The organism is Pseudomonas sp. MWU12-3088 (assembly GCF_023242405.1).
Classification (GTDB): domain Bacteria; phylum Pseudomonadota; class Gammaproteobacteria; order Pseudomonadales; family Pseudomonadaceae; genus Aquipseudomonas; species Aquipseudomonas kribbensis.
Map to the genome: position 1 here is coordinate 261,272 of NZ_JALJEA010000005.1, position 11,540 is coordinate 272,811.

Consider the following 11,540-nt stretch of genomic DNA (forward strand, 5'->3'; position numbering starts at 1 on the left):
CTGACTCATACGGTGAAGACCGGCACAGGATTGCACCAGCGATCCTTGTATTCACGGTCGGCACGACCGAAGGAAAAGCGCAGCGGCTTGTTCACTGCCCGCGCATGCTCCCAGGCACTTTGCGTATTGAGGAAACTCAGGACGCTGCCGGGGCTGAACTCACGAGTTTCGGGGTCGACGCCACCGTTGATGTACTCGACGCTGATCCACTCCGGGGCTTCGACGCGGTACACCAGTTGAATCGCGATTGGCGCATCGTTGAGGAAGATCACCGAACCGATCAGCAACTCGCGCAGCAGCTCGATGACCTCGGCCATGCGTGCCGCGCCAGTGGCCGGAAACCCCCAGCGACGCTGGAACAGGTCGCAATAGATCGCTGCCAGTTCGGCACTCGTGAACTCGCTGACCGGTCGTACGACACCGCCCGCCTCTTCCAGCAGGCGCAGTTCGCGACGCTGGTTGTAGCGAAACTTTTTCGACAGTTCTTCCGGGGTACGGGCCATGGCCAGTTGTTCGGTCTGCAACTTGAGGCCGCTGAAGCGGTTCTCGTTGAGTGCCGACAGGTAACGCCCGCGATGGCGCAGCGGGGCCTGGGCATCGGCGGCGGCCGGCAGGATCAGTTCGGCGTTGCCGAGATCGAACAGGCCTTTCTTGCCGTTGCGCTTGAGCACGTCCTTGGACAAGGCCAGATCGCGGCCCCAGGTCGGGATCGCCGCTTTGACTTCGCCCTGCTGTTCCCAGGCCAGATAACGCACCGGAATGCCGGCCAGGTCCGCCAGACTTTCGACCACCATCGGGTGAGTCGCGACGCTGCCGCCAAAACGCTGCCAGGCCTGTGCATAAGTTGAGGCGTCAACGGGCGACCAGCCACGTTCGCGCCAGCCTTGAAATCGGTTGAGCATCAGCCCCTCGGTGCCAGATCGGTAACTTGCGGCAAATGCCAGAAGGTGTCGCGTACGGCGCGGTCGGAGAAGCGTTCGCGCAGGCGATCGAACATCATCTCGGCGCACTGGCGACGCTGCTGCTCGTCCATGCCGGCCAGATGCTTCAGGCCCTGGGCCAGATGCTCGGCATCGCCCAGCGGGAACAGAATGCCCACACCCTCGACCACTTCCTTCGCCCCGCCGCACGCCGTGGCCAACAACGGCACGCCGGCGGCCATGGCCTCCAGCAGCACCATGCCGAACGGTTCGTGGTCGGAGCTCAAGGCAAACACATCGAATGCGCGGAAGTAATTGCGTGCGTCCGGCACCTGACCGAGAAACAGCACGCGATCACCGACACCCAGTTCACGGGCCAAAGCCTTCAGATCATCTTCAAGACGACCCTTGCCGAGAATCACCAGTTGGCTGTTGGCCGGCAGACCGGGCAGCGCGGCGGCAAAACCGTGCAGCAGCGTGGCCTGATCCTTGTCCGGGTGCAGGCGACCGACGTTGCCGACAATGAATGCATCCGCAGACAGACCGAGGGTCTCGCGGGCTTCACGGGCGGACACCTGACTCATCTGCAATGCCGAGACATCGATGCGGTTGTAGAGAGTCTGGATACGTGCCGCCGGCCATTTCGGCAGGCAGCGACGCATGTCGTCGCGCACTGCGTCGGACACGCCGAGCAGGCTCAGGCGCTTGTGGAAAATGTGCGCAAAGAGTTTGCGCGAACCACGTTTGTAATCGCCAAACGCGTGGTGCACGCCAATCACCGGCAGCGAAGTGCCGAGCAAGGCGATGTAGATCGGCTTGAAGCGATGGGCGATGCAGAAACTGAAATTGCGTGAAGCGGCGATCTTGCGCAGATCGCCGATGGCACCCAGCTTCAGGCCACGAATGGCCTTGGAGCTGTATTCCATGAACAACACTTCGTCGGAGGCGCAGGCCGCAGCCACCTCGCTATCGGCCGCCCCGGTCAGAAAGACCGTGGTGACCCGATAACCGGTACCCGCGAACAGGCTGGCGTACTGCCGCGCGCAGTCGAGGAACGGCCCGTCATAGCCGTGACAGAACTGCAGCACATGGCGTTCAGCCGAGCGTGTCATAAGCGTTTGCGCCTTCTTTGACCACCAGGATGTCTTCCATGATCAGGTACTGCAGATCGGAGCCGAAGAACATGTTCAGGGCGTCGGTCGGCGAGCAGATCATCGGCTCACCTCGGCGGTTGAGCGAGGTGTTCAGGGACACGCCGTTGCCGGTCAGCACTTCCAGCGCCTTCATCATGTCGTAGTAGCGCGGGTTGTATTCGCGCTTGAGCACCTGAGCCCGGGAAGTACCGTCTTCGTGGACGACTTCCGGCACGCGGGTCTTCCACTCTTCCGCCACTTCGAAGGTGAAGGTCATGAACGGCGCCGGGTGATCGATCTTGATCATCTGTGGTGCAACGGTGTCGAGCATCGACGGGCAGAAAGGCCTCCAGCGCTCGCGGAACTTGATCTGGTGGTTGATGCGGTCAGCCACGCCAGCCACGCTCGGGCAACCGATGATCGAACGACCGCCCAGTGCACGCGGACCGAACTCCATGCGGCCCTGGAACCAGGCGACCGGGTTGCCATCGACCATGATCTTGGCGATCTGCTCCGGCATGTCGTCGAGCTTGCGCCAGGTCGGCTTGTTCTCGTGACGGGCGCATGCAGCAATCACGTCTTCGTTGCTGTACGACGGGCCGAGGTAGACGTGTTCCATCTTCTCGACCGGCACGCCACGGGCGTTGGACACATAGGCCGCTGCGCCGACTGCGGTGCCGGCATCGCCGGAGGCAGGCTGTACGAACAGTTCCTTTACGTCGTCGCGGGCGATGATTTTCTGGTTGAGCTTGACGTTCAACGCACAGCCACCGGCGTACGCCAGTTTGCCGGTTTCCTTGAGCACGTCGCCCAGATAGTAGTCGATCATCTGCAGCGCGATTTTTTCGAACAGCGCCTGAATGCTGGCGGCGTAGTGGATGTAAGGCTCGTCGGCGATGTCGCCTTCGCGCTTCGGACCCAGCCACTCGATCAGCTTCGGCGAGAAGTAGTAACCCTTGCCCTTCTCTTTGTAGCGACGCAGGCCGATCACGTTGGCGTAGTCGGTATTGATCACCAGCTCGCCGTTCTCGAACGAGGCCAGGCGCGAGAAGTCGTATTTGCTGGCGTCGCCGTACGGCGCCATGCCCATGACCTTGAACTCACCGTCCAGCATGTCGAAACCGAGGAACTCGGTGATCGCGCCGTAGAGGCCGCCGAGGGAGTCCGGATCGAAGAATTCCTTGATCTTGTGGATCTTGCCGTTTTCGCCATAACCGAAGAAGGTCGTGGCGTACTCGCCCTTGCCGTCGATGCCGAGGATCGCGGTTTTCTCTTTGAAACCCGAGCAGTGGTAGGCGCTGGAGGCGTGGGCCAGGTGGTGTTCGACCGGCTCGATCTTGATTTTCTTCGGATCGAAGCCCAGTTGCTCCAGGCACCAGACGATCTTGTTGCGATAGCGCTTGTAACGACGGTTGCCCATCAGGATCGCGTCGAGTGCGCGGTCCGGGGCGTACCAGTAACGCTTGGCGTACTGCCAGCGAGCCTTGCCGAAAATGCTGATCGGGGCGAACGGAATCGCCACCACGTCAACGTCGGACGGCTTGATGCCGGCCTGCTCCAGGCAGAACTTCGCCGATTCGTAGGGCATGCGGTTCTTTGCATGTTTATCGCGTACGAAGCGCTCTTCCTCAGCCGCCGCGACCAGCTTGCCGTCGATGTACAGGGCTGCTGAAGGATCATGGCTAAGGGCGCCGGACAGGCCAAGAATCGTCAATGCCACAGGGGTCTAGCCTCTTTAGTCTGCATTCAGGCGCGATGCGCCTTGAAAAATGATGTGCCCTCGCACCGGGCGAGAGACAGCTAAAGGGCGGGATTATAGCTTAAAAGCGCCGACAAACCTCTAGCGGAACTGGCCGGCCGGTGCGTTGACGCAACAGAAGCTTCAACTTAGACTCCCCTGCAAATGGACTGGGAGATCCCGGTCGGCGTTGATGCCTCGGTGAGATCACCGGGGCTTTTCGCTTTCTGGAAGCCGCAAAAGTTTTAAAAGCCTCACCCACGACCTGGCCGCCAATAAACACTGATATTCCCGTCCACCGCCTGGCGATAGATCGTATACGGCAGAAAAGCCGTGTCGAAGACGCCGGACAGGGTCAGGTCAAGCAGGACGACCGGCACCAGAATCCCGGTGGGATCGGGCGGCGCGTGCAGCAGGCAGAAGTCGTGGGCCAGGCCGCTGTAGATACGCGGAATGGACTGGCAGTAGGTCTTCTGTTTGCGCAGGCCGCGCGTGGCGTCTTCGTCGTCCTGCAACACGGTGACGGCGGTGCCGCAGCCGGACAGGGCCAGAGAAAATGCGCCGATGGTGAAAGCCGTTTTGATGGTCAAGGTTTGCCCTCCGGGAACGTCGGGGCAAACTAGCATCGGGACTTTGCGGGGGGCAGTTCATGGGTTCCGGGAAGGCTGTAGGAAAAATCACAAGGATTTGTCGCCACATGCCTTACCCGATTTTTATTGCGGAAGCGTCTTACCGGCTTGCGAAAGAAATCACACAGCGGCCGATGCATCCTTGGGCAAACGCTGATCAATCACCTGATACAGCGCACTGCTCTCGGGCCAGTTGCGCATGAAGCGCGCGCGATCCCGGGCATAGGCCGGAGCAAAGCTGCCCGCCGAGCCGTGCTGACACATCGAATCCAGATCGATCAACGCCCAGCGATCCTCATGCCAGAACAGATTGTGACCCTTGAAGTCGCCATGACTGATGCGCTCGGCAATCAACCGCGCAAACAGCTGATCCAGTGCCTGCAACTCGGCTTCCGGCGCTTCACCGCTTTCAACATACGGCGCAAAACGCTCGATGATGTCCGGCCCGGCCAGGTATTCGGTGATCAGGTACGCCTTGCTGCGCAGCCAGAAAAACCGGGTTTCCAGTACCGCCAGCGGTTTGGGCGTGGCGATACCGAGGAACGCCAGGCGATTGCCTTCGCGCCAGGAATGCCAGGCACGGCTCGGGCGCCAGAAGCGCTTGAGCCAATGGGCAAAGTTCTTGATGTTGTAACGCTTGATCACCAATGGACGCCCGGCGACTTCGACCTTTCCGACGCTGGCCGCGCCGCCGGTCTTGTACAGGTGCCCCTGATCGAGCAAGGCATCGGCCTGCTCCAGCACCGGCAGCATCGCGGGTTCTTCTTCGCGACGAATCGAACGCAGGCCAAAGGCTCCGCGTCGCACGCTGAACAACGTGCATTCACGACCGACCTTGATCAGGAAATCCTTCAACCGCCAGGCGCGCACCTTGTCAATCTGCTTCTGCAAGGCTTCCAGCGGCAGCGCGTGCTCGCTGTTGCTCAGCAGGTAATACACCAGCAATTCTTCGGTGAAAGGCTCAAGCGACTTGGGCAACTGGGCGAAAAACACCCCGAGGTTTTCCAGCACTTTCTGCCGGGACAACGGCTGGCCGGCGTTTTCCGCACAGATGCCGGCACCATCGATCAGGTACAACTGACCGCCGTGGCGCAGCAGGTTGTCCAGATGCAGGTCTTCCTGCCACAGGCCTTTGCCGTGCAACTGGCCAATGGCGCCGAGGGCCTCGGCCAGCACCGCCGACTGTTCGTCGGCCAACACCGGCAAGGACTCGACCTTGCTCCAGGCATCGCCCAGGCTTTCGGCGCCTTCGAGGAACTCGAACAGCAGCCAGCCACCCTCGCCGTCCTTCAGGCCGTCAGCCAGCAGCAACGGCGTGGTCATGCCCTGGGCGGCGAGCAGCTTCACGCCCTCCAGCTCACGCTGAAAATGCCGCGCCGCCTTGCTGCCGACCAGCAATTTGGCCAGCACCGGGCGCCCGCGCCACACACCGGCACCGACATAACGCTGCCCCGGCAACACCCGCAACAGGCTGAGCAATTGCAGATCGGCCGGCCCGGCCGCATCGGCCAGCGAAACGGTCAGCGGCAGACTCGGCGTGCGCCCGGCGTTTCTCAGATCGGACAGCTGCATCAGCGGGTCTCCTTGCGACTACGCCGTGCGGTCAGCCGCGTGACCCAGCTATCGACCAGCGAACTGCCGCTCGACTGATCGAGATACGCCGCCAGCAACTCGCGCAACTGGGCATCAGTCCACTCCGGCGCCCGGCGCAGCAGCGGCTCCAGGTCCTTGACCCGATCCCGCTGACCGAACAGCAGAGGGCGAGTTTTTTCCAGATCGATCAACTGCGCCTGATAACCGGCGCCTTCGGCCCGCATGAAAATATGCTTCGGATAGAAGCAGCCATGTACCTGCCGTACACCGTGCAGGAGCCGCGCCAGTTGACCGCAGGCCTTGAGAATTGCCGATTGCTGCGTGACGTCGAGGCTCGACCAGCGCTGCAACAAGGAATCCAGATCATCCCAACCGTCGAGGGCGCGGGTCAGCAGGATCGCGCGCACTTCGCCGTTGACCTTGCGCTGACCGAAAAACGCCGCCTGCAATGCCGGAATACCGAGCTGGTTGTAACGGCTGATATTGCGAAACTCCCGGGCAAACGTCGGCTCGCCAAACGGCGCGTGCAAGGTGCGGGTCAGGTAATTGCTTTGACGCTTGAGGTAATAGCCGTGGCCTTCGAGTTCGAGGCGAAACACACTGCTCCAGCCGCCGCCGTCGGTGTTCGGCTCATCCACCGCTTCGAGCTGCTTGGCCCACAGCGCATCGAACGTGCCGAGACCGTGGCGCTCCAGCAGCGCACGATCTTCAGCGGCGAGAAAATCAGTCATTCGCGTCCCTCGAAAAATCTCACCACGTGACGAATCCGTTGCTTGTCGGCGGCATTGAGCCGGTCACGCTGGCGGTATTGCAGGTAGAAGCGCAGGCGCTGGGTGTTCGACAGGTGATATTTGGCAACCTTGTCGAGACAGGCCAGGTCCTTGGTAATCCGGTACTTGAGCCAGAAACCGCGCCAGAAATCGCCGTTCGGGCAGTCGATGAGAAACAGCTGTGCCTGATCGTCGATCAGCAGGTTGCGCCATTTCAGATCGTTATGGGTGAAGCGATGATCGTGCATCGTCCGGGTATAGACGGCCAGTTGCCGACTGATGGCATCGACCCAGCTGTGATTGCGCAGCTTGGGATCGTTGCGCTCAGCCAGCGCCGAGAGGTCCTCGGTGCGCGGCAGCTCACGGGTAATCATCGCCCCGCGGTCGTAGGCCATGCCGTTGCGCTCCAGGCCCCAGGCCACCACTTCAGCAGTAGGAATGCCCCACTTGGCGAAACGCTTGAGGTTCTGCCACTCCATCTTCACCCGCGGCTTGCCGAGGTAGCGGCGCAAGCCCTTGCCGGCGCCGGAATAGCGTTTGACGTAATAGTTGACGCCGTTGCGCTGCACACGAATGACTTCGGACAGCGGATCGCGGGTCAGGCGCTCGCCTTCCAGCGCGAATACCGCTTCAAGACTGCCAAAATCCGCTTCGAGGTCGCTGTATCCGGGTTCAAGATTCCAACCCGCCATCAGAGCGCATCCCCGTATCGCTGCTTGCGCGCGTAGAGCTTGTTGGCCTTGCCTTCGAGCCAGCTCAGCAACGACGCTTCTTCAGCCAGGATCTGGCGCAGCGGTTGCTGGAAGTAGCCCTTGAGAAAGCGCAGCTTGTCACGACGAGTGAGACCTATGTCCAGTGCGGAAAAATACAGCGCCGCCAGGTCCTTGTCGCGCCAGCGCCGGGTGATCGCGGGGCGGGTCTGGGCACGGTGCAGGTCGATCACCGAGAGTTTGAAATCTTCCGGGGTCACCGGTTTGTCGGTGTGCAGCAGGAAGTGGCAGATGTAGCAGTCGCGGTGGTTGACCCCGGCGCGGTGCATCATGCCGGTCATACGTGCGACTTCGGCGATCAGCGCCCGCTTGAGTTTCGGCTGCGGCGGCTGCTTGACCCAGTCGATGCTGAAGTCTTCGAGACTGATGGTCGGCGCCAGCTCTTCGGTGACGATGAACGAATGCTGATCCGCCGGGTTGCTGCCCTTTTCGCCGTACGCGACGGCGGTCATGGTCGGCACGCCAACTTCCTGCAAACGCTGGATAGCCTTCCACTCCTGGCCCGCGCCGAGCACCGGCAGCTTGGCGGTCAGCAGGTTCTTGAAAATCTCGCCCCAGCCGATGCCACGGTGGATCTTGACGAAAAATCCGTTGCCGTCGACTTCCGTGCGCAAAGTCCTGCGGGCTTCCAGCTCGCGGTACACCTCGCCCTGCAAGCCCTCGACTTCCGCGAACGCATCGCGGCCGGCCCAGAGGCTCTTGAACGGTTCAGCCAGCATCAACTTCATTTATGCGTGCTCCGCCAGAATCACATCGGCCGCGTGCTGCGGCATGCTGTAGAGGTCGGCCGTCTCGGCGAAAGCCAGACCGTTGCGGCTCCAGGCCGCCCGTGCAGCGTCGTCGTGCAACATGTCGGTCAGGTATTGCGTCAGTTGCGCCTGATCGAACGGTTCGTCCAGCACGCGCCCGGCGTCGGCCTCGGCAATGTAATGGGCGTAACCGCAGACCGCGCTGACCAGCACCGGCAACCCGGCGACCAGCGCTTCAAGCAGCACCGTACCGGTGTTTTCGTTGTACGCCGGGTGGATCAACAGATCGGCACCGAGCAGGAAGCGCGGAATATCGCTGCGCCCCTTGAGGAACGTCACGTTGTCGCCCAGACCCAAAGTTGCACTCTGCATCTGGAACAATTTGGGGTCATCCTGGCCGATTACAAACAGCCGGGTGCGTTTCTTCAGCTCGGCGGGCAAGGCGGCCAGCGCTTTCAGGCTGCGATCGACACCCTTGGTCTTGAACCCGGAACCGATCTGCACCAGCAGCAGTTCGTCGTCCTTGAGGTTGAATTCAGCGCGAAAACCGGCGCGAATCTCGTCGGCATCCTTCGGGCGGCGACGATCCTGGGCGATGCCCGGCGGCAGCAGGTGGAAGCGTTCGAGCGGCGTGTCGTAATGCTTGATGAACAGCGGTTGCTGCACTTCGGAAATCATCAGCACTTCGGTCTTCGCGTCTTTGGCGAACACTGCGCGCTCGTATTCGGCGAAGTGGCGGTAGCGACCCCAGCGGCGGTACAGCGAATGGCGCAGATTCTGCGCCTTGTCTTCGAAGCAGCCGTCGGCGGCGTAGTAGACGTCCAGCCCCGGCATCTTGTTGAAGCCGATCAGGCGATCCACCGGGCGCTTGGCCAGGTCCGCTTCCATCCATGCGCTGAGCTTTTCGTTGCGGCGGTGATTGAAGAACGCCTTGACCGGCGCCACCAGCACTTCGAAACCGGGCGGCACGTCGCCTTCCCAGATCAGGGTGTAGACGCGGATCTGGTGGCCACGCTTCTGGCATTCGAGGGCGATGCGCATGAAATCGCGCTGCAAGCCACCGAACGGGAAATATTTGTAAAGGACAAATGCCAATTGCATCAACGCAGCTCCTCAGCCATCAACAACGTGCTCAGTCGGCTGGCGACACGCTCGGGATTCAGACGCGTGAAGCACAAGGGCAACTCGCGTTTCAGGTCAAACTGACGGGCATCCTGCGCGGTCGGTTGATACGTACATTTCTTTTGCAGGCACGGCGCGCACGGGAAATCGCTGCCGAGATGAATCTGCAGCTTGCCGTAGGCGCCGGTCAGGCCCGGATTGGTCGGGCCGAACAGGGAAATCGTCGGCACATCCAGTGCCGCCGCGAGATGGCCGAGACCGGTGTCCACCGCGACGCAGGCCTGGGCGCCGGCCAGCACCTTGCCGACCCCGGCCAGGTTCAGCTTCGGCAGCACTTCGGCGTGTTTGAAACCGGCGGCGATGCGCTCGGCCCGGGCCTTCTCCAGCGGGTTGCCCCACGGCAGCCTGATCCCGACGCCGAGATAGCCGACCCGCTCGGTCAGCTCGCGCCAATAGCTTTCCGGCCAGTGCTTGGTGTCCCAGGTGGTGCCATGCAGGAACACCACGTAAGCATTCTTGCGCGGCAGTTCGACCAGACGCTCGACGTTGAGGCCGTAATCGCCCAGGCCTTTGGGCAAGTCGTAACCCAAGGCGATAGCGAACAATTGGCGTACACGCTCGACAGCATGCTGACCACGGGCCACCGCCAGTTTGCGGTCATAAAAACGCGCGGCGATCGGCTCCCGGGCCGAGCCCTTGTCGAGACCGGCCACCGGCGCTTTGACATAGCGAGTCAGCCAGGCGCTTTTCAGCAGGCCTTGAGCGTCGATCACCAGGTCATATTTGTTCGCCCGAACGGATTGCTTGAAGCGCTTCCAATCGCCGCTGGTGATGGTTTTCCAGAGGTTCTTGCGCCAGCGGCGGATCGCCACCGGAATCACCTTGCCCACGGCCGGGTGCCAGGTCGGGATTTCGGCAAAGCCTTCTTCCACCACCCAGTCGAACTTGATCCCGGGAATCGCCCGGGCCGCGTCGGTCAGCGCCGGCAACGCGTGAATCACGTCGCCCAGCGATGAAGTCTTGATCAGCAATACCCGCAAGTTAATGAACCTCGACCACGGAGCCCTGCAAACGCTGCAAGGCATCGTTGACCGCGTCCGGCATCAGCTGGCGCAGGCAGTTGTAATGGCCGAAACGGCAGGTGCGGTCAAAGCAAGGGCTGCAATCGAGGCCCAGGCGAACGATTTCCACATGTTCGGCCAACGGCGGGGTGAAACCCGGCGAAGTCGAACCGTAGACCGCCACCAACGGACGGTTCAGCGCCGCTGCGACGTGCATCAGACCGGAGTCGTTGGAGACCACAGAATCTGCGCAGGACATCAGGTCGATGGCTTCGGCCAGCGAAGTGCCGCCGCTGAGGTTCACGGACTCTTCGCGCAGGCCCGGAATCAGGCGCGCGCGGATGTCTTCACCGACCGCGTGATCGTTTTTCGAGCCGAACAGCCAGACCTGCCAGCCTTCGCGAATCCGCGCCTCGGCAACCTTGGCGTAATGCTCGGACGGCCAGCGCTTGGCTTCACCGAACTCGGCGCCGGGGCACAGCACCAGTACCGGGCGATCGAGGGTCAGGCCGAACTTGGTCAGCGTCGCCTCGCGGGTGACCGGGTCGATCTCCAGGCTCGGGCGCGGATACGGTTTCGGCAGCTCGGCGTTCGGCTCATAGGCCAGCGCCATGAAGCGCTCGATCATCAGCGGATAACGTTCTTTATCCAGCGTGCGCACATCATTGAGCAGGCAGTAGCGGAATTCGCCACGCCAGCCGGTGCGTTTCGGGATGCCGGCGAAGAACGGCACCAGCGCCGACTTCAGCGAGTTCGGCAGCAGGATCGCCTGGTCGTACTGGCCGGCCAGGGATTTGCCGATCCGCCGGCGGGTCGCCAGCTCCAGCGCGCCGTGGCCGAGCGGGAAGCTCAAGGCCTTGCGCACTTCGGGCATGCGCTCGAGGATCGGCCGGCTCCACTCGGGGGCCAGCACGTCGATTTCGCACTGCGGGTGGCGCTGCTTGAGACACTGAAACAGTGTCTGCGCCATCACCATGTCACCGACCCAACTGGGCCCAACGATCAGAATATTCATGTGGTTTCCATAAACGAACCGGGGAGGCCTTACGCCTCCC

General features: G+C 61.9%; 11 protein-coding genes. All 11 read right to left on the reverse strand.

From position 1 onward, the window contains the following. Positions 1 to 5 precede the first annotated feature (5 nt). The 11 genes from M5B98_RS14960 to waaF all read right to left on the reverse strand — a co-directional run bounded on the left by M5B98_RS14960 (position 6) and on the right by waaF (position 11,500). Positions 6 to 902, reverse strand: coding sequence for an antimicrobial resistance protein Mig-14 (locus M5B98_RS14960; protein WP_248743106.1), 897 nt, complete (start codon positions 900 to 902; stop codon positions 6 to 8). After that, complete coding sequence (locus M5B98_RS14965) at positions 902 to 2,032, reverse strand: glycosyltransferase (RefSeq protein WP_248743107.1); 1,131 nt, start codon at positions 2,030 to 2,032, stop codon at positions 902 to 904. Before M5B98_RS14965 ends, M5B98_RS14960 begins: the two co-directional genes overlap by 1 nt. Further along, complete coding sequence (locus tag M5B98_RS14970; protein WP_248743108.1) at positions 2,016 to 3,773, reverse strand: carbamoyltransferase; 1,758 nt, start codon at positions 3,771 to 3,773, stop codon at positions 2,016 to 2,018. The genes M5B98_RS14965 and M5B98_RS14970 overlap by 17 nt, the downstream gene beginning before the upstream one ends. A 272-nt stretch (positions 3,774 to 4,045) precedes the next feature. Beyond that, positions 4,046 to 4,381, reverse strand: a complete 336-nt coding sequence (locus M5B98_RS14975; RefSeq protein ID WP_248743109.1) for a YceK/YidQ family lipoprotein — start codon at positions 4,379 to 4,381, stop codon at positions 4,046 to 4,048. A 159-nt stretch (positions 4,382 to 4,540) separates the two neighbouring features. Next, positions 4,541 to 5,992: a lipopolysaccharide kinase InaA family protein gene (locus M5B98_RS14980; RefSeq protein ID WP_248743110.1), complete on the reverse strand. Its 1,452-nt coding sequence runs from the start codon at positions 5,990 to 5,992 to the stop codon at positions 4,541 to 4,543. After that, the gene (locus M5B98_RS14985) at positions 5,992 to 6,744 is read right to left on the reverse strand and encodes a lipopolysaccharide kinase InaA family protein (protein WP_248743111.1); all 753 of its coding nucleotides are present in this window, start codon (positions 6,742 to 6,744) and stop codon (positions 5,992 to 5,994) included. Before M5B98_RS14985 ends, M5B98_RS14980 begins: the two co-directional genes overlap by 1 nt. Then, the gene (locus M5B98_RS14990; protein WP_248743112.1) at positions 6,741 to 7,475 is read right to left on the reverse strand and encodes a lipopolysaccharide kinase InaA family protein; all 735 of its coding nucleotides are present in this window, start codon (positions 7,473 to 7,475) and stop codon (positions 6,741 to 6,743) included. The genes M5B98_RS14985 and M5B98_RS14990 overlap by 4 nt, the downstream gene beginning before the upstream one ends. Beyond that, positions 7,475 to 8,281 (reverse strand): lipopolysaccharide core heptose(I) kinase RfaP, encoded by an 807-nt coding sequence (gene rfaP / locus M5B98_RS14995; RefSeq protein WP_119429490.1) that lies wholly within the window; start codon positions 8,279 to 8,281, stop codon positions 7,475 to 7,477. The genes M5B98_RS14990 and rfaP overlap by 1 nt, the downstream gene beginning before the upstream one ends. Then, positions 8,282 to 9,403 carry a glycosyltransferase family 4 protein gene (locus M5B98_RS15000; protein WP_248743113.1) on the reverse strand — a complete coding sequence of 374 codons (1,122 nt, stop codon included), beginning with the start codon at positions 9,401 to 9,403 and terminating at the stop codon, positions 8,282 to 8,284. Beyond that, a complete protein-coding gene (gene waaC / locus M5B98_RS15005; protein WP_248743114.1) occupies positions 9,403 to 10,464 on the reverse strand; it encodes a lipopolysaccharide heptosyltransferase I in 1,062 nt (353 codons plus the stop codon). The genes M5B98_RS15000 and waaC overlap by 1 nt, the downstream gene beginning before the upstream one ends. 1 nt (position 10,465) lies before the next feature. Beyond that, positions 10,466 to 11,500: a lipopolysaccharide heptosyltransferase II gene (waaF, locus tag M5B98_RS15010; protein ID WP_248743115.1), complete on the reverse strand. Its 1,035-nt coding sequence runs from the start codon at positions 11,498 to 11,500 to the stop codon at positions 10,466 to 10,468. Positions 11,501 to 11,540 lie beyond the last annotated feature (40 nt).